Here is a 25,294-nt window from a genome sequence, read left to right on the forward strand (position 1 = left end):
CTAGCGCCCCATCGAGAGCCGCTGCGCCAGCCAGGGCGGCAGGCCGTTGTCACGGATGCGCTGCGCCGCGGTGTCGACGTCATAGGGCACACGACAATACGTGATCTCGCGCGTGCGCGTGTCGAAGGTCACGAAGCAGGCGGCCGGATCGCCGTCGCGCGGCTGGCCGACCGAGCCGACCACGGCGAGCCACTGCCGGCCGCGCAACAGCTGAACGGGCATGTTGGCGGTGGGCGTGAAGCTCGTCATCTTGGCGGTCGCCGACATCGAATACAGCGCCGGCCGGTGGATGTGACCGCAGAACGTCACCTGCGCTTCCGTCGCGATCATGCTGCGCGCGGCGTCGGCGGAGCTCTGCACATAGCGCCAGCGCGGCGGGCTCGATGCCTCCGAATGCACGAACAGCCGGTCCTCATCGCCGACGCTCATCGGCAGCTCGTCGAGAAAGCGGCGCTGCTTGGCGCTGAGCCGCCCCCGCGTCCACTCCATCGCCGCCTGCGCCTCGGCATTCATGCTCTCGCTCAGGGTCGAGACGGCATTGTCGTGGTTGCCGCGCACGGCGAGGCCGCCATTGGCAACGATCTCCATGACGGTGTCGACCGACCATTCCGGATCGGCGCCATAACCAACGATGTCTCCGAGGCAGATCAGGCGCTCGGCCCCCCGGGCGCGCGCCGCCTCCAGGCAGGCCGCAAAGGCCTGCCGATTGGCATGGATATCGGTGAAAATCGCCAGCAGCACGCGTACCCTCCCGGTTCCACCGTACAAGTGGGCGTCGCACGGAAGTTGAGCAACATCAAACTGGACGGGGCGTAGCAAGGGGTTTTTGCCGCGAGCCTCCGCGCGAGCGGCACGACATCGCGTTCTCGCGGCGGATCACGCCCGAGCTTTGCCATCGCTGTGCCCTCGAAAAGCGAGGGGGCGCGGGGAATGCCGGGCGCTGGCCTCGCCCATGGCCCGCCTGCAGAAAAAAAGCAGGCGGCAGTCACCACAGGTTCAGCCGAACATCCGGCATTCCCCGCGCGACGGTTTTAACATTTATATCGTGCTCTCCCCGGTGCACCGGCTTTCTGGCCACCGTCGCCGCCCGGATCATCACCCGAGCAGCTTGACACCAGCATCGGGGTGTCAGGACCACACGACTTCATGTCCGCAGGCCGAGCGCTCGTCTAGCGCCAGCCAGCGTCCATCGCCTCCCCGCCCCACGTGTCGTGACGATCGCGCGCTACGCCCCTCTGCTCGGGACGGGATGACGGCATTGAAGCATGATTTCTGAAAAAAGGAAATAGAAAAATGCAGGTCGAGGGCTGGAGGGAGCCGATCGCGTCGAGATGGCGCAGAAACCAGTCTGAGCTGGAAGGCAGCCGCAGCCTCATCGCCGCCGGTTCACGAGCCACAGCGCCCCCACTGAGCCCGCGATCGCGACGACCATCATGAGGGCGAGCGCGACCAACATTACGCCGCCTCCGGCGGCCGCCAGCGAGTTGCCGTCCCCGCCCGCGACTGTCAGGAGCGGGATGGCCACGAGCGGACCGCCGAGCTGGGCGGCAAAGAAGGCACCGAGAAACGAGACGACGATGTTCACGATCCAGCCGAGCACGCCCCGCTTGTTCGTCCATGCCTCGTAGACGGCGATGGCCAAAACGGCGACGAATGTCGCGGACGCGATCACCAGCCCCCCACCGACGGCGTCCATCGGAATCGCGCCGGCCATTTGCAGAACCACGATGCCGACCACGGCAATCAGCACGATGATGTACACGAGATTGCCCCCTGCTGCTCTGTCGGAGGCCACCTCTACCCCTGACATGCTCGCAAGCTACGCAGGCTCGCCCCCTCTGGCTATGAGTTGCTTGGGCTCCTCGTCTGGTTCATCCATTGCAGCCCGAATGGCCGTACCAGGCGGCGGCTCGTCAAACAGCGATGGGCTGAAGAGGCACAGCATGTCGGCGCTCGCACCGTCGCTCGGCTATCACCCGCGCAGGTGGCATGCAGGCGCGATGCAATATCGTGGGACCGTTCGATTGCGGCATCCCGTCCTATGTGCTGTAATCGGTAGTAGAAAAATTTCATTCGCCATCGGTCTCGAACAGCAATCAACTCGGATTGATCAAGGCCATTTGATCACCCCTGTAACGCAACGCGAGCATCGTGCCGCAGGCTCCTCCCGAAACACCGATGAACAGCCCCGCCGCCGCATCGAATCTGGCCGCCATCACTCCCGAACTCGACGCCCTCGCGGCAGAGGCGATGGACGAGTGGAAGGTCCCGGCCGTCACCATCGCCATGGTGCAGAATGGCGAGACCGCTGTTCTCAGGGCCTATGGTCAGCGCGACGCCGAAGCGGGCCTGCCGGCGACACCGCAGACCCAGTTCACGATCTGCTCGATCACCAAGACATTCACGGCCACGGGCCTTGCGATGCTGGTCGGCGACGGCCGGCTCGACTGGGCGAAGCCGGTTCGCGACTACGTTCCGGAATTCCGCCTGCATGATCCGGTCGCAACCGAGCGCGTCACGGTCCGTGACCTGCTGTCCCATCACAGCGGCCTGCCCCGGCATGACTGGATCTGGATGCCGGGCGGGTTGTCGCGCACGGAGATGCTGGCCGCCATGCGCCACATCGAGCCGAGCCGCGACATCCGTACCAGCTGGCAATACAGCAATCTCGGCTACAACGTCGCCGGCCTCGTCACCGAGCGGATCAGCGGCCAGAGCTGGGAGGATTTCATCCGCAGCCGTATCACCGATCCGCTGCAGATGACGGTGTCGATGACCGTCGACGATCTGGCGAAGGCTGACGATGCCGCCACGCCCTATATCGTCCATCGCGACGAGCGGAGGCCGACGAAGCTCTGGCCGCTTCACGCGGCCGCCGCCGGCGGCATCAACACATCAGCCGCGGCAATCGCCAACTGGATGACATTCCTGCTCGCCGAAGGCGAATTCGCGGGCCGCCGGCTGCTCGACGCAGCGCTGATCCACGAGATGCAGGCCCCACGCGTGCTGTCGTCCGGGCCCGATCGCGAGTTCGGGCATATCCATTACGGGCTCGGCTTCGGCACGACCATCTATCGCGGCGAGCGGATGGTCGGACATTCCGGCGGCTGGCTCGGCTGGAGCACGCTGATGCGGCTAATCCCCGAGAGGAAGCTTGGCGTTGCGGTGTTCTGCAACGTCTCCGGCGCTCCCGTTCCCGCCATCCTGATCAACCGCGTGGTGGACCGCGTCTGCGGCAAGGAGCCCGTGCCGTGGCTCGAGCGACTGCGCGATCTCCGGCGCAAGGCGCTGGCGCAGGCCGAAACCGACGAGCAGACCCGTACGGCCGCGCGCAAGTCCAACGCCCCGCCGGCCCATCCGCTGCCGGACTATGCCGGCAGCTATCAGCACCCCGGGCTACGGCCCGATCACCATCACGGCGGCGAACGACGCGCTGCACTGGGCCTACCGGAGTTTCCAAGGCCCGCTCGAACATCGCCACTTCGAGACCTTCGAGACCCCGCAACTGCCCTATGATTTGAACCCCGACCGTCTGGCGCTCTCGTTCCACACCGACCGCGACGGCAACGTCGCCAGCCTCTCGGCGCAGTTCGAGCCTTTGGTCGCCGACATCGTGTTTCAGCGCGCGCCGGGCGGCGACTGCACGGACCCGGCCTTTCGCGCCGCCTGCGCCGGCCGCTGGCAGCACGGCGCAACGACACATGTCATCACGCTGCAGGATGACGGCGAGCTGACGCTGAAGTCCGACCTTCAGCCGCTGTATCACCTTCGGCCCTACCAGGGCAGCATCTTCAGCATCGTCGAGCTCGAAGGATTCCGCCTGGAGTTTCGCCGCGGCGCGACCGGCGCGGTCGACGAACTGGTGTTTCATCAGCCCAACGGCACGTTCGTTGCCGAGCGCATCGAAGCCGAGCCCGCCATGGCCTGAATCGTGGCGATCAAACCGGCCACAAACTCCTGAGTCGGTTGTCTTCGGCCATCCCCTTTCCAGCCCTAGCGCAACACCACCTCGAGCAAATTCGCCAGCCGCGCCGCCGCGAGTGCGGCCTGCTTGCGGGCGAGATCGCGGGCGTTGGTCTCGTACTCGCGCGTCAGCTCCGCCGGCTGCTTGTCGGTACGCACCGGCGCGGCGTAGGCGACGGACTTGGCGAGATCGAAGCTCTCCTGTGCCCACGTCGCGGGATCGATGATCTGCGCCTTGCCGGCGTCGGCAATGACAGACGACAGGCCGCCGCGCTGGTCGGCATCAAAGATGGCGCCGAACACGGTCGAATAGCCGCCGAAGAGTCCGTCCCAATAGGCGTGGAGCGCCAGCGTCTCGCCATTCGCTGCCACGACCTGCAGTTCGTTGCCACCGCGGTCGCCGCCTTTGTCCGGCAAGGCGGCCGAATAGCGGGCGATGGCGTGCAGCGGCTGGTGCAGATCGCCGACCAGATGGATCATCCAGCTGAGGCTGTACGAGCGCAGATTGTCCGAGGCGTCGGTGCCGGCCGGCAGCTTGGCGATCATCAGCTTTAGCTGGGACACAGCATCGACCGCGTCAGGGCGCGGCAGCGGCGTGTCGTCGGCCGAGAACAGCGCGTCCTTGTAGTGCCAATAGGTGTGCTTCAGGTGGCCGTAAGGCACGAGCTGCTTCGCCGTCGAGTCGGTCACCTGATCGTCGTAATAGTCTGGCTTCATCTTGATGTCGTCGGGCCACGTCGCCGCGTGAACGAAGGCGTAGAGCTTCTCCTGACCCTCGGGCGCTCCGGCGATCCAGCGGGCATAGTCGGGGTTGAGCTTCAGCAGGGCATCCGCCCGATCTCGCACCGCGGGGGTCAGCTTCTTGTAGGCCACATAGGCAATCTGCATGTGGCCTTCGTCCCACCACGCCAGCGCCTGCCCCGCCGGCCACAGCACCGCAACGACGAATGCAATCATCAGCTTCCGCACGGCAATGCTCCCTCGCGATCGAGCAAGTACGACAAATTCTGCAATGCACTTGAACGTCGTATGAGCCGACAGCCTATCGCGACGCGGCGGAATTGGCAATTTCATCGTCGTGGACGCTCACGACGAACGCCTGGCACAGGACAGCTCACCCCGGCACGGCTGGATCGCTTCGCCGCGCGCGGCAGCGAGATCGAACTCAGATGCCGTGGGATCGGACCACGGCCGTCGGCAGCTCATTTGCCGTCGATGAAGCTGCGGACCTTGTCCACGGTCTGCGCCGGCTGTTCTTCCATGATCCAGTGTCCCGAGCCGGTGATGATGCCGCCCTGGACGTTGCTGCCGACGTTGCGGATGACCGCGGCCTGCTGATCACCGAACGATTTCTCGGCGCCGAGGGCGAGGATCGGCATCGGCAGCTTCTTCTCGGCGAAAACCTTGTTGTCCTTGGCATCCTGGCCGAACGCAGCGAACTGCTCGAAGGCATAATGCATGTTGCCCGGCCGCGCATAGAGTTTGGCATAGTGGTTGCGCGTGGCCTCGTCGATCTTCTTCGGGTCGGCCGACAGCTCGTTGTAGAAGCGGTCGAGATAAATGCGCTCGCGGCCCTTGACGAGACGGTCGACGTCGGGTCCGCGGAAATTGAAATGCCACAGCAACGGGCTCTTCAGGATCTCGTCCCACGGACCGATGCCGGGCAGCGGCGCGTCGATGACGACCCATTTGGTGATGCGGTCGGGATATTGCGCGGCGAGCGCGTAGCCGACCATGTTGCCGATGTCGTGGGTCACCAGATCGGCCTTCTGGACGTTGAGCTTGTCCATCACCATGGCGATGTCGACGCCTTGAGTCTTCTTGTCGTAGCCGCCGCTCGGCTGCGACGAGAGCCCCATCCCGCGCAGGTCGGGAACGATGACGGTGTGGTCCTTGTAGAGCGCCTTGCCGAGCGGCGCCCACATGTCGCCGGTGTCGGCGAAGCCATGCAGCAGCACGACCGCCGGCCCCTTGCCGCCGACGCGGACATGCAGCGTGGCGCCGTTCACCGTGATACTCTGGGTCTTGAATTGCACCGGAAACGGCTCGATGGCGAAAGCCGGCGCCGCGCCGAGCAGCGCTGCAACGCAACCCACCAGGACGCTGGCCAATCTGGATGCCCACCTGCGGGCCACGGATATGCTAACAGCGCTCATGCTCGGCCCTCGTGCAATTATATATCGATAGGTATATTAGTCGCCGGAATGGCGGGACCGAGTCAAGCTGAATATCGATGAGGAGCTTCTCCATGCCGATCGGACGGCCGCGCGAATTCGACACTGAAACGGCCCTCGAACTGGCGACCTCGCTGTTCTGGCGAAAGGGGTACGAAGGCACGTCGCTCTCCGACCTGACCGAGACGCTGGGCATCACGCGGCCGAGCCTCTATGCCGCCTTCGGCAACAAGGAGGCCTTGTTCAGGCTGGTGCTGGAGCGCTACGAGGCCAAGGCAGGCGCCTATCGGACCAGGGCGCTCGCGGCCCCGACGGCCTTTGAGGTCGCGCGACTGCTCCTGGAGGGCGCGGCGGAGCTGCACGGCAACAAGGCAAATCCGGTCGGTTGCCTCGGCGTGCACGGCGCGCTGGCATGCAGCGACGACGCCGCCATGATCCGCCGCGACATGAGTTCGCATCGCATCGCAGGTGAGGCGGCGATCCGCCGGCGCCTGAAACGGGCAAAGGCAGAGGGCGACCTGCCGCCCGATGCGAGTCCGTCGGATCTCGCGCGCTATCTCTCGGTGGTGCTCTACGGAATGGCAGTCCAGTCCGTCGGCGGCGCGAGCCGCGCGGAACTCCTCCGTGTCGCTGAGATCGCGCTCAGGCAATGGCCCGGAAACACCCGTTGACATCGCGTGCGGCCACACACGATATGCGCCGGCGTAGCCCGTGCCCGCGCCGGCCTCGTCACTGCTCGTCTCTCACTGCTCGTCCTTCGGCGGCATGCGCGGCGGCAGCAGTGGGGTGAACGAGACACCGTCGCCGGCCTTCTGCGCAGCCTTGAACTCGCCGGTGGAGGGATCACCGCCCGCCGTCTCGATGATGGTCTTTGGCAGGATGTATTCGCGCGCGGCGTCGATGACACCGCCGTCGCCGGTGCCGAAATCGGCGGCGCGGCCGCCCTGCGGATGGCCGGCCGCGATCTGGTCGGCCGCGTGCTGCGCCTTCTCGGCCAGCTTGTCGCTGTAGGGAATGCGGTAGGCGCGCGGCACGCCGCTGGGACGATTGTCGTCGTCGAGCGTCTCGACCCACAGATAGACCGCGCCGGGATCGCCATCCACCGTATGCGGATCGACGATCCGCGTCTGCAGCAGCTTGAAGCTCTTCGGCAGCCGGTCGACGCTGGCCCAGCCGAGCAGCGAGCGGGCGCCGACGAAGCTGCCGACATAGAACGCGCTGGTGATGACCACCGCGGCCGCCTTGGCCTGCCAGGGTAGCCTGGCATAGACCAGCACCAGCAGCAGCAGCGCGCCGATCAGCGCATAGCACACGGACAGCGTGACGATCACGGTCTGCAGATGGCTCGTCATGGCCTGAGCATCCTGACGCCGGTCTTGGGATCGAGATCGGCGCCGTTGGCGCGGACGTTGCGGAAGGTCTCCAGCAGCGATTTCGGCCGCCGCTGCACGTCGACCACCTTGCCCTCGGCATCGAGCTTGAAGCGCAGCGCCGTCTTCTCGTCGCCGGAATGATCGAGCACGACCTTGTCGTCGAAAATCACTTGCGCATTCGGGTTGAGTTTCTGCACCTTCACCTTGGCCTCGACCGGCTGGCCGCTGACGTTCTGGAAATGCGAGATGTTCACGGTGTATTCGCCGGCGACGATGCCGCGGATGGTGACGATCTCCTCGCGGATCGGCGACGGGATCTTCAGCCCGTTGACCAGGATGAAGTCGTTGGCGCCGCCGCGGTCGTCGCGATCGAGCGTGAGGAAGCCCGCTTCGCGATGCCGGTACCAGGCGATGTTGCCGACGGGGTCCTGCACGAACAGGTCGAGATCGTCGGGATGGTTGTCCGGCCAGTCCATCGTGATCAGGAATTCGGCCTTGCTGTCGACCTTGCCGTCCTTGGCATCCGGCGAGATCGCGAGCACCGCGATGAAGAAGAAGAACGCGACGATCTGCAGCGCCTTGAACAGCATGACGCTGAACGGATCGAACTGCTCCTCGCGCGGATAGAGCCCGAAATCGTCCATCATGCGCCCTGCTCCGGCGCACGGTCCATCGCGCGCTCGAGCCGCGGCGTCACCCGCGTTTCCGTCAGCATGACCGCATCCGAGAACACCCGGCCCGTCGCGGCATCCAGCATGTAGTATTGGATGCGCACCAGGATCGATCCGACGAGGCCGGCGAGCGTCGTGTACATCGCGACCGCCATGCCGTCGCTCATCAGCCCCATCGACGATTTCATCGCCAGCTTGTCGTTGACGTCGAGGCCCGCGATCGGCGCCAGCATGATGATGAAGCCGATGATGGTGCCGAGCAGGCCGAGCTTCATCAGCGTGTCCGACGCAAAGCTGCCGAAGCCGTTGGAGCCGCGCAGCCGGTCGGCCAGGGTGCGCAGCAGCAGCGTCTGGTCGAGGCGCCCCTGCCCTTGAGTCGCGGCCTTGGTGACGAGGCTGCGGATGTGATTGGTGACCAGCCCCGCGGGCAAGAGCTGCGCGTCGGCATCGAGCGCGCGCGCCGCGTCCGGCCCGATCAGAACGGCGCGGCAGCGCCTGGCGGCATCGGCCTCGCGCGCGATCGCCCGCGTCCGCCAGAAGCAGTGGCAGCAGGTCAGGACGTAGAGCACGGCGACGACGCTCGAAATGTAGGTGCGGTCGGACGTCACCATCAGATGGAAGTAGCCGTAGCGCGCCAGCACCACGGCGGCGAACACGGTCAGGCCGGTGAAGATCATCCAGAGCAGGAGCGGCCCGCGCTCGGCGCGCTCGGGCGCGGGTTCCATCAGGTCCACACTGCCGACGACGCTCATGCACGAACTCCCCGATGGCTGCGCCCCGTGGCGTTCAGCGCTGTGACATCGGAGTTAAGCAGAGCGGCGAAACCGCGTCCAAAGACATCTGCATCGAAACCCTTGGGAAGGTTTCCCGATATGGTCTTGTTGCAGTGCATTTGCCCGGCAGCGCACCGGATGGAGCGCCGCCGAGAATACCACAGCCGGACAGCAGGCCGTCGACGTGTCGTATGTCCTCAGCCCGCCATGCGCTGGTCGAGGCCCTGGTAAAAGGCCGTCTCGAGATTCATGTAGCCGACGAACGACGTCGGATCGCCGAAGGGAAGGATCTGGGTGGCCCAGAAGCCGCCGAAGCCGTTCTGCCGGTCGATCCAGTAGAACAAATTCGCGAGGCCCGCCCAGCCCAATGCACCGGCCGGACGTCCCGTCGGGGCCTGCTCCTCGTTGATCATGAAGCTCAACGCCCACGATTTGGGTTGGCCCGGGAAAAACTCCGCGTCGTTGCACAGCGCGGGAATGACGCCGGTCAACGGCGTCACCTTGTTGTCGCCGAGATGGTTCTTCTCCGCCATGCGCACCGTCTCGGCCTTCAGCACGCGGCCAAACTCGCCCACGCCATCGTTCAACCACATTCGAATGAAGCGCATGTAGTCGCCGACCGTGCCATAGAGGCCGTGGCCGCCCATGTGCACCTCCGGCTCGGCAGGGAGTTCGAAATCCATCGGTGTCAGCGAACCGTCGGCGTTGCGCGCGTGGATGCCGGCCAGCCGTGCGCGCATCGCGTCGGTCAGCTCGAAGGACATGTCCTTGATGCCCAGCGGTTCGAAGAGGCGTGTTTTCAACACCTCCCCGAGCCGCCGGCCGGTGATCGCTTCGACCACCTGACCGGCCCAATCCATGTTGGTCCCGTAGTCCCACCGCTCGCCGGGATCGAACAGCAGCGGCGTCATCAGGCAGGCCTTGGTCGCTGTGATCACGCTCGGCTGGCCCTTCTCCTGCGCCAAACGATTGTAGGTGTGATTGATGAAGTCGTAGCTCAGCCCCGCCGTATGCGTCATCAGCATGCGGGTGGTGATGTCGCGCTTCGGCGCGCGCAGGATCGGCTCGCCCCCGCCGTCGAAGCCCTCGATCACCTGGAGGCTTCCGATCTCCGGCGCATAGCGCCTGGCCGGCGCATCCAGATCCAGTTTGCCGTCCTCGACGAGCTGCAGCACCGCCGTGCCGGTCATCGCCTTCGTCGTGGAGAAGATGGCGAAGATGCTGTCGGTCGTCATCGGCTCCGGCCGATCGAGGCGGCGTTGTCCCGCCGCCCCCTCGTAGATGTTGCGATGGCGGTCGGTCACCATCGCGACCACGCCCGGCACGCGCGGCGTGGATGTGACGACCCCGTCGAGAACGGCCCGCGCCACCGCAGCAAAATTCATGCTCATGATCTTCCTCCCGTCCATGTTCTTGATTGACGTCTCTGCGTTGCGCCCGGTCGGGCGCTCAGTGCATCGCAAAACCCTGGTAGCCGCTGGCCGCGACCTCGTCGCATTTCTGGCGATAGACGCCGACGCCGCCGCAATAAGACAGCACGCGTCGCGGCTTGCCTTCGATGTTCGAACCCAGATACCAGGAGTTCGTTTTCGCGATCAGGGTCGCATTCGCGACCTCGTCATGATGCGCGACCCAGCCGTCCTCCGTTTCCTTGGTCGGCTCGATCACCTTCAGATTCTTCGACCGCATGTATTTGATGCAGTCGTCGATCCATTCGACCTGCTGCTGCAGGCAGGTGGTCATGTTGCACAAAGCGGCCGAGGGCGCGAGCGGCACCGCGGTCGTGAACAGGTTGGGATAGCCGTGCACCTGCAGGCCCATCGTGGTGCGAATGTCCCGGCTCCAATCCTCCTTGAGCGATCGCCCGCCGCGGCCTCTGATGTCGATGCGCGTCAGCGCGCCCGTGCCGGCGTCGAAGCCGGTCGCGAGGATGATCATGTCGAATTCGTGCACGGTCCCGTCGGCGGTCCGAATGCCCGTCGCGGTGAGGCACTCGATCGGGTTCGCCTTGACGCTGACGATCTCGACATTGGGACGAAGGAAGGCTTCGAGAAAATTCCGCTCGAGCGGGACGCGGTGGGTCCCGAAGCCGTAGTTTTCGGGAATCAGAAGATCACACAGCTTCGGATCCTTGAGACGTTTGCGCATCTTTTCGCGGACGAAGTCGGAGATCTCCGCGTTGACCGCCTCGTCGAAGAACAGCTCGGCGAACGAAGAGATCCAGAGCTTCAGGGAGCCGTCCTCCCAGCATTCCTCGATCACCTGCCGCCGCCGCTCCGGCGACAGGTCGGCCCAGGCATGTTCGAAATCATATTCGAACCCGGTGAAGGTGTGCGGCAGGCGCTCCGTGAGGTGCTTGAACTTGGACTTGTAGGCCTCCGCATCGGCGGCCTCGTATCTTGGGTTCTTCATGGGAATGATGTATTGCGGCGTGCGCACGAAGACCTTGAGATGACCGACCTCGCCGGCGATGGTCTGGATGACCTGGATGCCGGTCGCGCCATTGCCGATGACGCCGACGCGCTTCCCGGCAAAGTCGACCGGCTGCTTCGGCCATCGCGCGGTATGGAACACCTCTCCCTTGAACGCCTCCTGGCCAGGAAACGACACGTAAGGGGCCGACAGCATGCCGCAGCAGGTGACCAGGAATTGGGTGTCGATCACTTCGCCCTTGTCGGTCGTGATCAGCCAGCGCTGCGTCGCGTCGTTGAACTGCGCGCGGGTGACGATCGTGCCGAACTGGATGTCCTTGCGCAGATCGAGCCGGTCGGCGACGTAGTTGAGCCAGCGTTCGATCTCCGGCTGGCCGGGAAATTTCTCGCTCCAGCTCCAGCCTTTGTAGAGCTCCTCGGAGAACAAATACTGATAGATGTAGGCTTCGGAATCGAACCGGGCGCCGGGGTAGCGATTCCAATACCAGGTGCCGCCGACGCTCGACGCCGCGTCGATCGCCCGGACGTTCAGTCCCTGCCCGCGCAGACGATAGAGCTGATAGAGCCCGGCAACGCCGGCCCCCACCACGACTGCGTCCAGCTTCGTCACGACATGCGCACCGTCATGTCCGTTGGACCTGAGCGCGGCTTCCGTCATTCGTTCCTCCTCATGCTCTTTTTTCAGGGCGCACGCAGCATTCCCCGCCCGTGTGTCATCGGACGCTGGCGCGTGACGTCGTTATCGTCGCTACAGCGCAATCGAACGGGACGCGGCGATAGACCGGTCATCCCATGCGCACGCTTCGGACGCAGCGCGAGGCTATGGACCCGGCCGTGTCCGGGGCTTGAACGAAACGGACGATTCCTTGAACGAGACTGCGCCGGCCCCTGGGCAGTTGCAGGTCGAAGACAGCTCGCTTGGCAAACAGCAAAACCGGCCTATGCTGGCCGTCGTCGTTCGGCCAATGAGAAGCAGCAGCGGATCAACCGCGCCAGGCAATCCAGGGAGGGAGGCACGTGCGATGAGCCATCTGATCACCGTCGAGGAACTGCCGCGCTACGCTCCCGGCGATCTGATGCTGGACAGTGCGACGGTCGGAAAGGCTGACTTTCGACTCCGTGTCTTCCGCTATGCGCCGTCCGACATCTGGGTGCCGCCCTCCGACAACTTCCTGGTCGTCGTCTATCGCGAGGGCACTACATCGATGAACCGCCGCGTCACCGGGGGCTGGAAGCAAAATCATGTCGGCCGCGGCGTCACGACGCTGCTGACGCGCGCGGAAGCCTCGGACTGGCGCTGGAATGGCAACCTCGAGGTCTGCCATTTCTACATCTCGCCGAGCCTCATGGCGAAGACTGCGAGCGATGCGTTCGATCGCGACGCCGACGGCGTCGAGCTCCACGACCTGCTCAAGGTCGAAGATCCGGTGCTGACCTGGATCGGTGACCGAATGGTGCAGGAGGTTTCCGAAGGAGGTCCGGGCGGCCGGCTTTGCTACGACGCGCTGGCGCTTCAGGCGAGCGTCCACATCCTGCGAAGATATGCCTCGGTGCATTTCAAGATGCCCTGTTCGCAGGGACGCTTCAGGCCGGCACACGCCCGGATGATCGAAGACTACGTCGAGCAGAACATCTGCAGAAACATCACGCTCGAAGAGCTGGCCAACATCTGCAACTGCACTCCGGTGCAGTTCGCGCGCAAGTTCCATGCGCACTACGGCATGCGGCCACACGCCTACGTTCTGCACCGCAAGGTGGAGCGTGCCTGCCAGCACCTGCGCCAGGACCGGCTGGCGCTGAAGGAGATCGCATTGCTCAGCGGGTTCTCCGACCAGAGCCATCTCAACCGGATCTTCCGCCGGCAGCTCAACATCACCCCGGCCGAATTCCGCAAGACGTGCACGAGCTAGACCCTGGACTGTAGACATCGCCTCGCGGCGATTGGGAACTTTTCCCGATCTTTCGCTTGCTGCAGCGCATTCGCTTGGCGGCGCACCGGCCCGTCGCTACGCTGCGGCAAACCCTTCGGGAGGATCGCATGCGTCTCGTGCTCCAGCTGATCGCGCGCCTCGCGCTGATCGTGCTGCTGTGTCTGGCAGCCGCAGCCGTCTGGGTCACCGTTGATGCCTATCGCAGCGTCGACCGCGCCACCGCGGCCTCCGCCGACCGGGTCGCGCAGGCCCTGGAGGCGCTGTACTGGCGCGAGTTGCTGATGCGCAGCAACCGAACGCGCGACCATCTGCTGCCGGTGCCGGACTGGCGCACGACCGAAACGATGAAGCTGATCGCGCCCGGCATCTGCGTGCAGTTCAAGCCCGAGGCGGCGTTCGAAAGGCCGCTGTGCGGCCAGAGCAAGGGCCTCGGCGCCGCGCCGCCGCGCTGGTTCTCGAGCCTGGTGGAAACGATCCTCGGCGATCACGCCGCGGTGGCGCAGGCGATCAGCGCCCGCGCCACGACCGCAGGAACCGTGTCCGCGATCGCCGATCCCGATGCCGCGATCCAGCTCGCCTGGCAGCGCATCCAGGACAGTTTTGGCGTGGCGCTGGCGATGGCGGCCGCGATCGGCGTGCTGGCGTCGCTGGCGATCGCGCATGCGCTGGCGCCGGCGCGCAGCATCGTCCGGGCGCTGCAGCGGATGGCCGAGGGCGACCACCGACCGGCGCTGCCGCGTTTCCGTTCGATGGAGCTGGCGATGATCGGCCGTGCCGTGTCCGAGCTCGGCGACCGGCTGACGCAGGCCAACGAGCAGCGCACGGCGCTGACCGAACGCCTGCTCGACATTCGCGACGAGGAGCGGCGCGCGCTGGCGCGTGAGCTGCACGACGAGTTCGGGCAGAACCTGACGGCGATCCTCGCCTTCGCCTCGACGATCGAGAGCGCCGGCGCGGGCCGCAACGATCAGGTCGCGCAGGATGCGCGCATGATCACGCAGTCGGTTTCCCATTTGATGGCGTGCCTGCGCGGCACGCTCAGCCGCTTGCGCCGTCCGCTCACCGAGGAGCTCGGCCTCGCCGCCGGCCTGGTGGCGCTGACGGAGAACTATCAACACGCGGCGCGGCCCGCGATCCGGCTCGACCTGCACGGCGATCTCGCTGACATCCAGGGGCCCGTCGCGGTGACGGCCTATCGCATGGCACAGGAATGCCTGACCAACGCCTTGCGCCACACCGACGCGAGCGAGGTGTCGCTGCGCGTCGAGCGCCGCTCGGGACCCGACGGCGCGCTGCTGATCTCGATCGAGGATGATGGCGGCGGCGACGCGGCCGGGCTCGCGCAGTCCACCGGCTTCGGCCTAACCGGCATCCGCGAGCGCATCGCCGCGGTCGGCGGCTCGCTGTCGATCGCTCCGGCCGCACGCGGCCTCAGCGTCTCCGCGACGATTCCTCTGGCGGCCTGAGGCTCCAATGCCCGAACCGACAGGAGTTTCGATTCTGCTGGTCGACGATCATCCCGTGGTGCGCCAGGGCTATCGGCGGGTGCTGGAGAGCCAGGACGGGTTTCGCGTCATCGCCGAAGCCGACAGCGCCGCGGCGGCCTATGCGGCCTTCAAGGCGCATGCGCCGGATGTCGTCGTGCTCGACATCTCGATGAAGGGCGCGAGCGGGCTGGAGGCGATCCGCAACATCCGCGCCCGCGACAACCGCGCCTGCATCCTCGTGTTCTCGATGCATGGCGAGGCGGCGCTGGTGAAGGCCGCGTTTGCGGCCGGCGCGAGCGGCTTCGTCACCAAGAGCAGCGAGCCGGCGGCGCTGGTGCGCGCCATCCGCATGGTCATCGGCGGCGAGCGCGCGCTCAGCGACGACGTTGCGCATGCGCTGGCGGCGGACAGCCTGGACCCGATGCAGTCCGTGCTGGACCGGCTCGGCGAGCGCGAGATCGAGATCCTGCGCCAGTTCGCCTCGGGCCTGACCACCGAGCAGATCGCCGCGAACCTGCATCTCAGCATCAAGACGGTCCAGAACTATCATTATCTGGTCAAGGCGAAGACGGGATTGCAGACCGACGCCCAGCTGGTGCGCCTCGCCGTCAACAGCGGTCTGACGGATCTGTAGATCTGCCGGATCTGTGGGGTGGGCAAAGGCGCAGGCACGATGTCTGTTTGTACCGAGATCGTGCGCGCCGTGCCCACCATCGATCAGCACATTCCACGGCGAGACGGTGGGCACGGCGCCACTGCGATCTCGCATGAAGAAAGGGCAAGGCAGCGCCTTTGCCCACTTCTACGACACATTCCGGCTTGCCGAGCGCCGCGCCTTCAGCGCCGCCCCGGCGCCGCGAGGCCGCGCAGCAGCAGAGTCAGCACGGCGTCGGCCCGGGCCGAGCAGGTGCATTCGCCCCACTCGTCGGCGTGGGCGGGATGATGGAAGCTGCGGGTGGCGTCGAAGATCGCGGCGGCCGCCGTCTTCGGATCGGCGACGTCGAACGCCCCCTGCGCGACGCCCTCGGCGATGATGCCTTCGACCTGGGCGATCAGGTCCTGCTTGTGCGCCTTGACGACCGAGCACGCCTCGCGCGCCAGGGTCAGATAGGTCGCGAACATCTCCGGATCGTCGCAGACGCGCTTCTGCTTGGCGCCGAACAGCTCGCGCAGCCAGCGCTCCAGCTTCGCCGGGGCCGGCGTCGGCTCGGCGGCGATCTGCTTCAAGGGCGCGCTGACCCGCTCGAGCCAGCGGTTCGCGACGGCTTCGCGCAGCGACGCCTTGCTCGGAAAGTGACGATAGACGGAGCCGTGGCTGACATCGAGCGCTCTCGCGACGTCGACGACCGTCGCTTTGGCGAGCCCATAACGGCGCAACACGTCCTCGGTGACTTCGAGGATGCGCTCGGATGTCAGAACCACGGCCTCATTCATGCGTGCACCATATCGGCATCACTCGGATGCGCTTTGATCTGGATCGGCTCGGCCCTCTCGGCGGACGAAACCGCGGCGAACTTTGCGGCCTGGGTCTCCAGGTGGCGGGCAACCCGGACATTCAGCCAGTCCTGAAATTGTGAGTGCAACAATCGCTTTTCAATCTTCATCGAAGCGGTCCTTCGCTTTTGAAACCGCTGAACCCAAGGTCAGGGAAGTGAGGTTTGTCATAATCACGGTGGCACATTCCATATACATCATCACGATGACAGATTTCAATATCTGTCAGCACAATTTCTAGAAATAGTATTATAATACCTAAGACGACGTGTCGGCATCCCAGTGCCGTGCCGTTTGTATCGCCCCGGCCGCTCTGCTAAAGCGCGGCGTAAACGCTGCAATCGGCGGCTCGAACGCCGATTCCGCCCCCTTCCCGCCCCGGAGAGCCTGTCGATGATCCCACGCTATACCCGTCCCGAAATGGCCTCGATCTGGGAACCGCAGACCCGGTTCAAGATCTGGTTCGAGATCGAGGCGCATGCGGCGGACGCACTGGCCGAGCTCGGCGTCATCCCCAAGGACGCCGCCAAGACGATCTGGGCCAAGGCGAAGGACGCCACCTTCAATGTGGCCCGCATCGACGAGATCGAGCGCGAGACCAAGCACGACGTCATCGCCTTCCTCACCCACCTCGCCGAGATCGTCGGCCCGGAGGCGCGGTTCGTGCACCAGGGCATGACGTCGTCGGACGTGCTCGACACCTGCCTCAACGTCCAGCTGACCCGCGCCGCCGACCTGCTGCTGGCCGATCTCGACAAGGTTCTCGCCGCCCTCAAGAAGCGCGCCTTCGAGCACAAGATGACGCCGACCATCGGCCGCTCGCACGGCATCCATGCCGAGCCGGTGACCTTCGGCCTGAAGCTCGCCTACGCCTATGCCGAGTTCTCCCGCGCCCGCGACCGGCTGGTCGCCGCGCGCAAGGAGGTCGCGACCTGCGCCATTTCGGGCGCGGTCGGCACCTTCGCGCAGATCGATCCGCGCGTGGAGGAGTACGTCGCCAAGGCGATGGGCCTGTCGCCCGAGCCGATCTCCACCCAGGTCATTCCGCGCGACCGCCACGCGATGTTTTTTGCCACGCTCGGCGTCATCGCCTCCTCGGTCGAGCGCCTCGCCACCGAGGTGCGCCATCTGCAGCGCACGGAAGTGCTGGAAGCCGAGGAGTTCTTCTCGGAGGGCCAGAAGGGCTCCTCCGCGATGCCGCACAAGCGCAACCCGGTGCTGTCGGAAAACCTCACCGGCCTCGCCCGCATGGTGCGCGCCTATGTAACGCCGGCGATGGAGAACGTCGTGCTCTGGCACGAGCGCGACATCTCGCACTCCTCGGTCGAGCGCATGATCGGCCCGGACGCGACCGTGACGCTCGACTTCGCACTGGTCCGCCTCGCCGGCCTGGTCGAGAAGCTGCTGGTCTATCCCGCCAACATGCAGAAGAACCTCGACAAGCTCGGCGGCCTCGTCCATTCGCAGCGCCTCTTGATCGCGCTGACCCAGAAGGGCGCGAGCCGCGAGGATTCCTACAAGCTGGTCCAGCGCAACGCGATGCCGGTCTGGCGCGGCGAAGGCGACTTCAAGACGCTGCTCAAGGCCGACGCCGAGGTGAAGAAGTATCTGACTGACGCCGAAATCGACGAGCAGTTCGACCTCGGCTACCACCTCAAGCACGTCGACACGATCTTCCGGCGGGTATTCGGGGAGAGCTGATCGCGCGCCGAGCGGGCGGACGTCGCTTCAGTCCGCCTCCTCGCACTTGTCCTGCTTGACCTTGAACATCTTACGGAACTGGGCCTCGAGCGCGCTGCGCATCTGTTCCATTTTGTTGGCGCCGGTGTTGCGGAGGTTGTAGTTCACCGCGCAATTGGTCCAGCCGAAATTGACCAGGTAGATCCGCATGCGCTCCGGCCCGTCCGCCTTCTGCGCTTCGGCAAGGTAGCGGGCGATGCAGGCCTTCGGACTGGCGTTGTTGGCGCAGCCCTGCGCGACGGTCTGGCGAAACATCTGCTGCAGGTCGGTCTTGCCCTCGATCGCGTCGACGAAGCGCGCGCAGGCAGCGGCGGGCTGATAGTCGCGCAGCGCCGCGGGCGTCTTGAAGCCTCGGGTCTGCGCCAGGTCGAAATCGCAGCTGTCCTTCAACTCCGCCACCCTGGCGCGGCGGTAGTCATCGACGCCGGGCAGCGCGATGAACTCCAGCCGCGCGGCGGCGTCGAGCGTGGCCTTGCAGGTGCGGTCGATCCTGTCGGGATCGAGTGCCGCGACCGCCTTCGGCTCGAACGCCGGCAGCGTGCCCGGCGAGTCGAAATCGGACGGGCCGAACAGCAGACGCACGGTGTTGCGCAGCCGGGTCTCGTCGTGCTTGGCCGGATCGTACCGGAGCGTGAAACGGCAGCCGCTCTCCCAGGACATCGTCCGCTCGGCGGCACTGGCGCTGGCGCCAGCGAGCGTGACGGCGGCAAGCGCCAGGCGTGCGATCCATCCGGTCCGGCGTCGTCGGGTCATGGCACTCCTCGCAGGCAACCTCAGCCTGCATCCTACCCTGTCCCTGCGCCAACGCTAGCCCGTGCCCCGTACCATCCGCAGCGCGACGTCGTCGCGCTTGACGCGGTGATGCCGGACGGCGGCGATGTGCGGCACGCTGATCGGGCGCGAAGCCGGAATGGAATCATTCGAAACTGATGAGGACGACACGGTGCCCTGCCCGTCGCACGATGTCATCGACTTGTGAACCGACAGCGGCGACGGCGTGCATTATGCAGCTCCCACCGTACCCAACCGTGGAGACCTGCAGGTGCTGCCGAACGAGACCGCCTATGATCCCCTTCTGCGAAGGATTCATTGGCTCACCGCTGTGCTGTTCATTGCGGCGATGCTGATCGGCCTCTATTGCGGCCTGCAGCCGGCCGGAACGTCGCCGCGGCGCGAACTGCTGGAGATTCACAAATCGCTCGGCATCACGCTGTTCATGCTGGCGATCGTCCGGCTGATCGTGCGCGCGCGAACCACGGCGCCGGCAGCGCCCGCGGCGTTCGGCCGGCTCGTCCGGGCGCTGTCGCAGCTCAATCATTGGGCGCTCTACGCCCTGCTGCTGATCATGCCCGTCACGGGCTACATGTTCTCATCGGCCGGCGGCTACTCGCTGCGCTACTTCTGGACATTCAGCTGGCCGCGCCTGTTCGCCGGCGACAAGGCGATCGCCCATGCCGGCGAGATCGCGCACGACACGCTGGCCTACGCGGTCTATCTCGTGGTCGGCCTGCACATCGTTGCCACGCTCTGGCATGAGTTCGTCAAGAAGGACGACACGCTGGCCCGGATGTGGCCGCGGCGGGTGGGCAGCCGCTGACGTCCGTCGCCAAACGAGCTCGCGCGAATGGACAACGACGAGAGCGCCGAACCGTAGGGTGGGCAAAGCGGCCGCCGTCAGGCGGCAGCGTGCCCACCGCGCATCCGCGTCGGTGGTGGCAATGGTGGGCACGGCGCGCGATGGATCGGCGCAAAGAGCGCGCAGATGGGCGCGCCTTTGCCCACCCTACGAGGCAACCAACTACACCGGCTGGGCCGCCGCCACCAGATCGCTGGCACGCTGGTCCTGCTTCAGCAGCGCGGCCAGTTCGCTCTCGTCGAGCGTCTCCTTGACCAGCAGGCGGCGCGCGGCGCGCTCCAGCACGTCGCGCTTGTCCTGCAAGAGCTTGCGGGTGCGCTCCAGCGCGGCCGTGACGATGGTGCGCACCTCGGCGTCGATCGCGTCGCCCGCCGCCTCGCTATACTCGGCACCGCGCGGGGCGCCCGGCGCCAGGAACGACGGATTGTCGCGCTCATAGGCGACCGAGCCGAGCGTCTCCGACATGCCGTAGCGCGTCACCATCGAGCGCGCGATGTCGGTGACGCGGCGCAGATCGTCCGCCGCACCGGTCGACAGATGGCCGTAGACCACGAGTTCGGCGGCGCGGCCGCCGAGCAGCACCGCCATCTTGTTCTCCAGCTCCTCGCGCGTCATCAGGAAGCGGTCCTCGGTCGGACGCTGGATCGTGTAGCCGAGCGCGCCGACGCCGCGCGGAATGATCGACACCTTGTGCACGGGATCGGTGCCCGGCAGGCTCATCGCGACGATGGCATGGCCCATCTCGTGATAGGCGACGATCTCGCGCTCCCTGGAATTGAGCAGCCGGTTGCGCTTCTCCAGGCCGGCGACGATGCGCTCGATCGCATTGTTGAAGTCGTCGAGCGAGACCTCGTCGGCGTTGCGGCGGGTCGCGAGCAGGGTCGCCTCGTTGACGAGGTTGGCGAGATCGGCGCCGGTGAAGCCGGGCGTCAGCGCGGCGACCTTCTCGGGATCGACGTCGGCGGCGAGCTTGGCCTTTTTCAGATGCACCTGCAGGATCTGGATGCGGCCCGGCTTGTCCGGACGGTCGACCAGCACCTGGCGGTCGAAGCGGCCGGCGCGCAGCAGCGCCGGATCGAGAATCTCTGGCCGGTTGGTCGCCGCCAGCAGCACGAGGCCGGTCGAGGAGTCGAAGCCGTCGAGCTCGACCAGCAGCTGGTTCAGCGTCTGCTCCTTCTCGTCATGGCCGCCGGCGAACGGGCCCATGCCGCGGGCGCGTCCCAGCGCATCCAGTTCGTCGATGAAGATGATCGCGGGCGCCTTGCCGCGCGCCTGCTCGAACAGGTCGCGCACGCGCGCCGCACCGACGCCGACGAACATCTCGACGAATTCGGAGCCCGAGATCGAGAAGAACGGCACGCCGGCCTCGCCCGCGACCGCCTTGGCGAGCAAGGTCTTGCCGGTGCCGGGAGGTCCGACCAGCAGCACGCCCTTGGGCATGCGGCCGCCCAGCCGGCCATAGGATTTCGGATCCTTCAGGAACGAGACGATCTCGCGCAGTTCATCCTTGGCCTCGTCGACGCCGGCCACGTCCTCGAAGCGGACGCCGGTGTTGGATTCGACGTAGACCTTGGCCTTGCTCTTGCCGATCTGCATCAGGCCGCCGCCGAGCCCGCCGCCGCCCATCATCCGGCGCGACAGCCAGTACCAGGCGCCGAAGAACAGCGCGATCGGCAACACCAGCGAGAGGATGTCGCCGAGGATATTGCTCTCGACGCGGCCCGTGAACGTGACGTTGGCCTTGCCCAGCTCCTTGGCGAACTCCTGATCGACGCGGGTCGTGGCAAAGCGCGTCTGCCCGCTCGGCAAAGCCTCCTTCAGCGTCCCTTCCAGATAGTTTTCGGAGACGCCGACCTCCTTCACCTTCCCGGCCGCGAGCAGGTCCTGGAACTGGCTGTAGGGAATGACGGCGACCTGGCGGTAGCTGGTCCAGGCGTTGTGGACCATCATCGCGACGAAGATCGCGACGATCGCATACCAGAGATTGAAGCGGGTCTGTTTGGTCATGGTTCTCTCGACGTAGTGATGAGGCGAAACGAGCGGCCGCAAACTGCGGACCGGAGGCCATCGCGTTAGGTGCGGTCCTGCCCTTCGGTCCTGGGAACGAAGACGGACACGGCGCGCGGCAATACGCCGAAGCGCGCCGGGGTGAAGGTGACCAGTTCGCCATCCGCATTGATGGGCCGCGGACGGCGCGTGCGGATCTCGAAGGAGGTGTCGCGCGTGGCCCGCACCTCCTGCCACAGGCCGTGGCGGCCCTGGCGGAAGGCGTGAGCCATCGCCAGCAGCTTCCAGACCCGGCCGAGCTCCAGCGAATACAGGTCGAGATGCGAATCGTCGATCTCGGCGCTGTGCTGGACCGCCATGCCGCCGCCATAGTAGCGGCCATTGCCGACCGCGATCTGCAAGGTCTTCACCCGCACCGCGCCGTCCGACGACACGATCACTGCCCGGAACGGCCGCGCATTGATCAGCACCTTGAGCGCCGTGATGGCGTAGCCGAGCCGGCCGAACCGCCGCTTGGTCTCCTTCGTCAGTTGGCGGGCGAGATCGGCGCTGAGACCGAGGCTGGCGACGTTGAAGAACGGATGTCCGTTGACGTCGCCGAGATCGATCTGGCGGCGATGGCCGGCGACGATCACGTCCACGGCCGCCTCCATGTCTTCAGGCAGGCCGAGCGTGCGCGCGAGGTCGTTGGCGGTGCCGGCCGGAATGATGCCGAGCGGCAGGCCGGTCTTCACCAGCGCCGGCGCGGCGGCATTGAGACTTCCGTCGCCACCGGCGACGATGACCGCCTCCGCATCGTCGGCATGCGCTTCGATCCAGGGCGACACTTCGCGTGGACTGTGCGGCGCCGAGATCACGAGATCATAGCCGGCCGCGCTCAGCCGCGACACCGCAAGGCCAGCCGCTGTGCCGCCCGAGCGGCTGCCGCGGTTGATGATCATCAGGAGCCGGCGTGTCGCGACATCCGGTCGCGATGGGCGTTCCTTCGCGATCGATACCTGATCGTCCCCCACGGTCACGCTATGCTCCCATCCGCCGTATGCCAGCGCGCACGCAGGCGCGAGTTCCATACAAAGTTCCGATGCGGCCTCCGGGTTCCATCACGATCGTCGTCGGCGGCCCGGCGAACGACATCGGGACAGGCGATGGAACGGAAGGACCTGAAGCCGAAATCGCAGAACTCGATGATCACGAGCGACGCGTGTGGCCGCATCTCGTCAAACTCCCAGCAGCGCTCCAAAGAGCGAAATACCGTCGCCGGTATCTGTCACAAAAGAGAGTCCGACATCATAGCCGTGCCGACTATCAGAGGGGCCCGGATCTCCGGTCCCCTGGAATTAGTTCGCGGCCGCGTGACCGCAAGACAGCAGACACTCTGTCGCACCTCGTCGTTCATCTTGCTGAACGTCGGTCGACGACGACCGGCTCTTGAAACCGGATCGGCCCGCGCATATGTCCGCAACGTACCCTTGGTCCGGGCCCCTCTGGTGAAGCTGCCGGTGCTTTCACGATGTCGGACCTGACGACATCGATCTCACCGGCTTCGAGAGGACCCCTCGTGGAATTCCTGTTCATCGCGTTTGCCGGCAAGCCTGTCTGGATGTGGCTCGCATTCATCGCCATCGTACTCGCCCTCCTCGTCTTCGACCTCGGTGTCGTCCACCGCAAGACGCGCGAGATCTCGGTGCGCGAGAGCCTCGTCATGAGCGGCATCTACATCCTGCTCGCCCTCGCCTTCGGCGGCTGGGTGTGGTGGCAGTTGGGCAATGAAGCCGGGACGGCCTATCTCACCGCGTTCACGATCGAAAAGGCACTGGCGATGGACAACGTCTTCGTCATCGCCATGATCTTCAGCTACTTTGCGATCCCGCGCGCCTATCAGCACCGCGTGCTGTTCTGGGGCATCATCGGCGTGATCGTACTGCGCGCCATCATGATCGGCCTCGGTGCGGCCATCGTCGCGCAGGCGAGCTGGGTGTTGTATGTGTTCGCGCTATTCCTGGTCGCGACCGGCATCAAGATGCTGGTGTTCAAGGACAAGCCGCACGACGTCGGCGCCAACCCGGCACTGGCGTGGGTGCGCCGCCGCTTCGACGTCACCGATCGCCTGCATGAGGAGCGCTTCTTCGTGCGCCAGCCCGATGCGAATGGCAAACCGACCTGGTTCATGACGCCGCTGTTCCTGGCCCTGATCCTGATCGAGTTTGCCGACATCATCTTCGCCGTCGACTCGGTGCCGGCGATCTTTGCGATCTCCACCGATCCGTTCGTGGTCTACACCTCGAACATCTTCGCGATCCTGGGTCTGCGCGCGCTCTACTTCGCGCTGGCCGCGATGGTCGATCGCTTCCAGTATCTCAAACCGGCTTTGGCGGCCGTGCTGATCTTCATCGGCTCGAAGATCTTCCTGGCCGACCTGCTCGGGCTGGAGAAGTTTCCGCCGGCGCTGTCGCTCGGCATCACCTTCGGCCTGCTCGGCGCGGGCATCGGCTATTCGCTATGGAAGACCCGGCCTGCGGTCGAGCAGGCGACGTGAAGCAACCGACGCAAGCGAGGTCGAGCGTGGCCATGAACGATGTCGCATCCAACGACGACGCATCGTCGGCGCCACGCCGCCACAGCGGGCCGATCAGCCGCCGGCTGCTCGCCATCGCGCGAACCGTCCGTTCGGACGAGCCGTCGGTCGGCGAGCTGTTCGACCGTCTGGAGGCGGAAGGTCTCGGCCTCACTTTGCTGCTGCTGACGATCCCGGCGCTGATCCCGCTGCCGGGACCGTTCGGCATGGTGTTCGGCACCTTCGTGGCGCTGGTCGCGCTGCAGATCCTGTTCGGCGCCGAGCGGCTGTGGTTGCCCGAGACACTGCGCCGCCGGCCGGTGCCGCAGCGGCTGCTGCGCAAGATCATTCGCGCCGGGCTCGACTGGGCGGGCTATGCCGAGCGCGGCCTGCGCGAGGACCGGCTGGTCTGGCTGACCGGCCGGACCGCGCGAATGCTGCTGGCGCTGCCGCTGCTGCTGATGGCCGTCACCATCATTCTTCCCATTCCGATGGGCAACGTGATGCCGGCGTTGGCGCTGATCGCAGCCTCGATCGGCTTCATGGCGGGCGATGGGCTTGCCGTGCTGGTCTCGCTGCTGATCGCGATGGCCGCCGTGGTGTGGACCGCGGTGCTGCTCTACACCGGCGCGGCCGCATTCGACTACGCCGCCACGCTGCTGGCGCGTCTCGCCGTGCATCTTCGCGCGACGCTGGAGAGCGCCGGCGCCGATCTCGGCTTCGCCGCCGGTGTTGCGACGACATTGGCAATCGCAGCCGGCATCGTAGCCCTCGTCCTCTGGGTCCAGGCGGTCCGCCATCGGCGCAGCCGGCGCATGCCGTTCGATCCGGCGCAGGATCCGCGCGAACGCTCGCGCGCCATCGCACGCCGAAGTCGCAGCCTGGTGGTCGCCGCTGGTATGGCGACCGCCGCCGCCGCGATCCTCGTGACGACGCGTCTGATGCTGAGCGGCTCGATTTGAGAGCCGTTCGCAAGGGCATGGACCACAGACGCCGCAAAGCGGCCGCACACGACTTTTTGATCCGAAATTGGTATGCTTCTACGCGCTTGCGTCACGG

General features: G+C 65.9%; 24 protein-coding genes. 10 read left to right on the forward strand and 14 right to left on the reverse strand.

Annotated elements, in window-relative coordinates; genetic code table 11:
* Together ACQR1B_RS10620 and ACQR1B_RS10625 are read right to left on the reverse strand one after the other, a co-directional pair.
* A complete protein-coding gene (locus tag ACQR1B_RS10620; RefSeq protein WP_434830983.1) occupies positions 1-741 on the reverse strand; it encodes a metallophosphoesterase family protein in 741 nt (246 codons plus the stop codon).
* A gap of 631 nt (positions 742-1,372) precedes the next feature.
* Positions 1,373-1,762, reverse strand: coding sequence for a hypothetical protein (locus ACQR1B_RS10625; RefSeq protein ID WP_434830982.1), 390 nt, complete (start codon positions 1,760-1,762; stop codon positions 1,373-1,375).
* Between the two features lie 416 nt (positions 1,763-2,178).
* Between ACQR1B_RS10625 and ACQR1B_RS10630 the strand changes: the two genes are divergently transcribed.
* Complete coding sequence (locus ACQR1B_RS10630) at positions 2,179-3,516, forward strand: serine hydrolase (RefSeq protein ID WP_434830981.1); 1,338 nt, start codon at positions 2,179-2,181, stop codon at positions 3,514-3,516.
* On the forward strand, positions 3,434-3,928 hold the full coding sequence (locus tag ACQR1B_RS10635) for a hypothetical protein (protein ID WP_434871273.1): 495 nt from the start codon (positions 3,434-3,436) through the stop codon (positions 3,926-3,928). Before ACQR1B_RS10630 ends, ACQR1B_RS10635 begins: the two co-directional genes overlap by 83 nt.
* 65 nt (positions 3,929-3,993) lie before the next feature.
* On the opposite strand, the gene ACQR1B_RS10640 is transcribed toward ACQR1B_RS10635, so the two are convergent.
* Together ACQR1B_RS10640 and ACQR1B_RS10645 are read right to left on the reverse strand one after the other, a co-directional pair.
* On the reverse strand, positions 3,994-4,932 hold the full coding sequence (locus ACQR1B_RS10640) for a S1/P1 nuclease (protein WP_434830980.1): 939 nt from the start codon (positions 4,930-4,932) through the stop codon (positions 3,994-3,996).
* A 233-nt stretch (positions 4,933-5,165) separates the two neighbouring features.
* Entirely contained in the window at positions 5,166-6,119 is a 954-nt protein-coding gene (locus tag ACQR1B_RS10645; protein WP_434830979.1) for an alpha/beta fold hydrolase, read from the reverse strand.
* Positions 6,120-6,211: 92 nt separating this feature from the next.
* Between ACQR1B_RS10645 and ACQR1B_RS10650 the strand changes: the two genes are divergently transcribed.
* Positions 6,212-6,808, forward strand: a complete 597-nt coding sequence (locus tag ACQR1B_RS10650; protein ID WP_434830978.1) for a TetR/AcrR family transcriptional regulator — start codon at positions 6,212-6,214, stop codon at positions 6,806-6,808.
* Between the two features lie 72 nt (positions 6,809-6,880).
* On the opposite strand, the gene ACQR1B_RS10655 is transcribed toward ACQR1B_RS10650, so the two are convergent.
* From ACQR1B_RS10655 to ACQR1B_RS10675, 5 genes are all read right to left on the reverse strand, one after another.
* Entirely contained in the window at positions 6,881-7,489 is a 609-nt protein-coding gene (locus ACQR1B_RS10655) for a hypothetical protein (protein WP_434830977.1), read from the reverse strand.
* Positions 7,486-8,157 carry a hypothetical protein gene (locus ACQR1B_RS10660; protein WP_434830976.1) on the reverse strand — a complete coding sequence of 224 codons (672 nt, stop codon included), beginning with the start codon at positions 8,155-8,157 and terminating at the stop codon, positions 7,486-7,488. Before ACQR1B_RS10660 ends, ACQR1B_RS10655 begins: the two co-directional genes overlap by 4 nt.
* On the reverse strand, positions 8,154-8,933 hold the full coding sequence (locus ACQR1B_RS10665) for a MotA/TolQ/ExbB proton channel family protein (protein ID WP_434830975.1): 780 nt from the start codon (positions 8,931-8,933) through the stop codon (positions 8,154-8,156). Before ACQR1B_RS10665 ends, ACQR1B_RS10660 begins: the two co-directional genes overlap by 4 nt.
* A 218-nt stretch (positions 8,934-9,151) precedes the next feature.
* Positions 9,152-10,345 carry a serine hydrolase domain-containing protein gene (locus ACQR1B_RS10670; protein ID WP_434830974.1) on the reverse strand — a complete coding sequence of 398 codons (1,194 nt, stop codon included), beginning with the start codon at positions 10,343-10,345 and terminating at the stop codon, positions 9,152-9,154.
* Between the two features lie 58 nt (positions 10,346-10,403).
* Complete coding sequence (locus ACQR1B_RS10675) at positions 10,404-12,044, reverse strand: flavin-containing monooxygenase (RefSeq protein ID WP_434830973.1); 1,641 nt, start codon at positions 12,042-12,044, stop codon at positions 10,404-10,406.
* Positions 12,045-12,408: 364 nt separating this feature from the next.
* Between ACQR1B_RS10675 and ACQR1B_RS10680 the strand changes: the two genes are divergently transcribed.
* The 3 genes from ACQR1B_RS10680 to ACQR1B_RS10690 all read left to right on the forward strand — a co-directional run bounded on the left by ACQR1B_RS10680 (position 12,409) and on the right by ACQR1B_RS10690 (position 15,438).
* Complete coding sequence (locus ACQR1B_RS10680) at positions 12,409-13,296, forward strand: helix-turn-helix domain-containing protein (protein WP_434830972.1); 888 nt, start codon at positions 12,409-12,411, stop codon at positions 13,294-13,296.
* A gap of 128 nt (positions 13,297-13,424) precedes the next feature.
* Positions 13,425-14,783, forward strand: coding sequence for a histidine kinase (locus tag ACQR1B_RS10685; protein WP_434830971.1), 1,359 nt, complete (start codon positions 13,425-13,427; stop codon positions 14,781-14,783).
* A gap of 7 nt (positions 14,784-14,790) precedes the next feature.
* Positions 14,791-15,438 carry a response regulator gene (locus ACQR1B_RS10690; protein ID WP_434830970.1) on the forward strand — a complete coding sequence of 216 codons (648 nt, stop codon included), beginning with the start codon at positions 14,791-14,793 and terminating at the stop codon, positions 15,436-15,438.
* Positions 15,439-15,641: 203 nt separating this feature from the next.
* On the opposite strand, the gene ACQR1B_RS10695 is transcribed toward ACQR1B_RS10690, so the two are convergent.
* Together ACQR1B_RS10695 and ACQR1B_RS10700 are read right to left on the reverse strand one after the other, a co-directional pair.
* The gene (locus ACQR1B_RS10695; protein WP_434830969.1) at positions 15,642-16,238 is read right to left on the reverse strand and encodes a TetR family transcriptional regulator; all 597 of its coding nucleotides are present in this window, start codon (positions 16,236-16,238) and stop codon (positions 15,642-15,644) included.
* Positions 16,235-16,408 carry a hypothetical protein gene (locus ACQR1B_RS10700; RefSeq protein WP_434830968.1) on the reverse strand — a complete coding sequence of 58 codons (174 nt, stop codon included), beginning with the start codon at positions 16,406-16,408 and terminating at the stop codon, positions 16,235-16,237. Before ACQR1B_RS10700 ends, ACQR1B_RS10695 begins: the two co-directional genes overlap by 4 nt.
* A 283-nt stretch (positions 16,409-16,691) precedes the next feature.
* Between ACQR1B_RS10700 and purB the strand changes: the two genes are divergently transcribed.
* Positions 16,692-17,999, forward strand: a complete 1,308-nt coding sequence (gene purB, locus ACQR1B_RS10705) for an adenylosuccinate lyase (RefSeq protein WP_434830967.1) — start codon at positions 16,692-16,694, stop codon at positions 17,997-17,999.
* Positions 18,000-18,026: 27 nt separating this feature from the next.
* Here the strand turns inward: purB and ACQR1B_RS10710 are convergent, their stop codons facing one another.
* A complete protein-coding gene (locus ACQR1B_RS10710) occupies positions 18,027-18,791 on the reverse strand; it encodes a hypothetical protein (RefSeq protein WP_434830966.1) in 765 nt (254 codons plus the stop codon).
* Between the two features lie 289 nt (positions 18,792-19,080).
* Between ACQR1B_RS10710 and ACQR1B_RS10715 the strand changes: the two genes are divergently transcribed.
* Complete coding sequence (locus tag ACQR1B_RS10715; RefSeq protein WP_434830965.1) at positions 19,081-19,635, forward strand: cytochrome b; 555 nt, start codon at positions 19,081-19,083, stop codon at positions 19,633-19,635.
* A 201-nt stretch (positions 19,636-19,836) separates the two neighbouring features.
* On the opposite strand, the gene ftsH is transcribed toward ACQR1B_RS10715, so the two are convergent.
* Both ftsH and ACQR1B_RS10725 read right to left on the reverse strand, forming a co-directional pair.
* On the reverse strand, positions 19,837-21,681 hold the full coding sequence (gene ftsH, locus ACQR1B_RS10720) for an ATP-dependent zinc metalloprotease FtsH (protein WP_434830964.1): 1,845 nt from the start codon (positions 21,679-21,681) through the stop codon (positions 19,837-19,839).
* Positions 21,682-21,746: 65 nt separating this feature from the next.
* Positions 21,747-22,700: a lipid kinase gene (locus ACQR1B_RS10725; RefSeq protein ID WP_434830963.1), complete on the reverse strand. Its 954-nt coding sequence runs from the start codon at positions 22,698-22,700 to the stop codon at positions 21,747-21,749.
* Positions 22,701-23,239: 539 nt separating this feature from the next.
* On the opposite strand from ACQR1B_RS10725, the gene ACQR1B_RS10730 reads away from it, so the two are divergent.
* Entirely contained in the window at positions 23,240-24,217 is a 978-nt protein-coding gene (locus tag ACQR1B_RS10730) for a TerC family protein (RefSeq protein WP_434830962.1), read from the forward strand.
* A 26-nt stretch (positions 24,218-24,243) separates the two neighbouring features.
* On the forward strand, positions 24,244-25,197 hold the full coding sequence (locus ACQR1B_RS10735; protein ID WP_434830961.1) for an exopolysaccharide biosynthesis protein: 954 nt from the start codon (positions 24,244-24,246) through the stop codon (positions 25,195-25,197).
* The last annotated feature ends 97 nt before the right edge of the window (positions 25,198-25,294 follow it).

The sequence above is a fragment of the Bradyrhizobium oligotrophicum genome, from assembly GCF_051168495.1.
Lineage (GTDB): Bacteria > Pseudomonadota > Alphaproteobacteria > Rhizobiales > Xanthobacteraceae > Bradyrhizobium > Bradyrhizobium oligotrophicum_A.

What these genes read in the sequence shown, in the direction of transcription:
- purB (WP_434830967.1), top strand. Translation starts at nt 16,692, where the DNA reads ATGATCCCACGCTATACCCGTCCCGAAATGGCCTCGATCTGGGAACCG.
- ACQR1B_RS10675 (WP_434830973.1), bottom strand. Translation starts at nt 12,044, where the DNA reads ATGACGGAAGCCGCGCTCAGGTCCAACGGACATGACGGTGCGCATGTC.
- ACQR1B_RS10645 (WP_434830979.1), bottom strand. Translation starts at nt 6,119, where the DNA reads ATGAGCGCTGTTAGCATATCCGTGGCCCGCAGGTGGGCATCCAGATTG.
- ACQR1B_RS10695 (WP_434830969.1), bottom strand. Translation starts at nt 16,238, where the DNA reads ATGAATGAGGCCGTGGTTCTGACATCCGAGCGCATCCTCGAAGTCACC.
- ACQR1B_RS10650 (WP_434830978.1), top strand. Translation starts at nt 6,212, where the DNA reads ATGCCGATCGGACGGCCGCGCGAATTCGACACTGAAACGGCCCTCGAA.
- ACQR1B_RS10685 (WP_434830971.1), top strand. Translation starts at nt 13,425, where the DNA reads ATGCGTCTCGTGCTCCAGCTGATCGCGCGCCTCGCGCTGATCGTGCTG.
- ACQR1B_RS10660 (WP_434830976.1), bottom strand. Translation starts at nt 8,157, where the DNA reads ATGATGGACGATTTCGGGCTCTATCCGCGCGAGGAGCAGTTCGATCCG.
- ACQR1B_RS10670 (WP_434830974.1), bottom strand. Translation starts at nt 10,345, where the DNA reads ATGAGCATGAATTTTGCTGCGGTGGCGCGGGCCGTTCTCGACGGGGTC.
- ACQR1B_RS10665 (WP_434830975.1), bottom strand. Translation starts at nt 8,933, where the DNA reads ATGAGCGTCGTCGGCAGTGTGGACCTGATGGAACCCGCGCCCGAGCGC.
- ftsH (WP_434830964.1), bottom strand. Translation starts at nt 21,681, where the DNA reads ATGACCAAACAGACCCGCTTCAATCTCTGGTATGCGATCGTCGCGATC.
- ACQR1B_RS10690 (WP_434830970.1), top strand. Translation starts at nt 14,791, where the DNA reads ATGCCCGAACCGACAGGAGTTTCGATTCTGCTGGTCGACGATCATCCC.
- ACQR1B_RS10710 (WP_434830966.1), bottom strand. Translation starts at nt 18,791, where the DNA reads ATGACCCGACGACGCCGGACCGGATGGATCGCACGCCTGGCGCTTGCC.
- ACQR1B_RS10630 (WP_434830981.1), top strand. Translation starts at nt 2,179, where the DNA reads ATGAACAGCCCCGCCGCCGCATCGAATCTGGCCGCCATCACTCCCGAA.
- ACQR1B_RS10680 (WP_434830972.1), top strand. Translation starts at nt 12,409, where the DNA reads ATGAGCCATCTGATCACCGTCGAGGAACTGCCGCGCTACGCTCCCGGC.
- ACQR1B_RS10700 (WP_434830968.1), bottom strand. Translation starts at nt 16,408, where the DNA reads ATGAAGATTGAAAAGCGATTGTTGCACTCACAATTTCAGGACTGGCTG.
- ACQR1B_RS10655 (WP_434830977.1), bottom strand. Translation starts at nt 7,489, where the DNA reads ATGACGAGCCATCTGCAGACCGTGATCGTCACGCTGTCCGTGTGCTAT.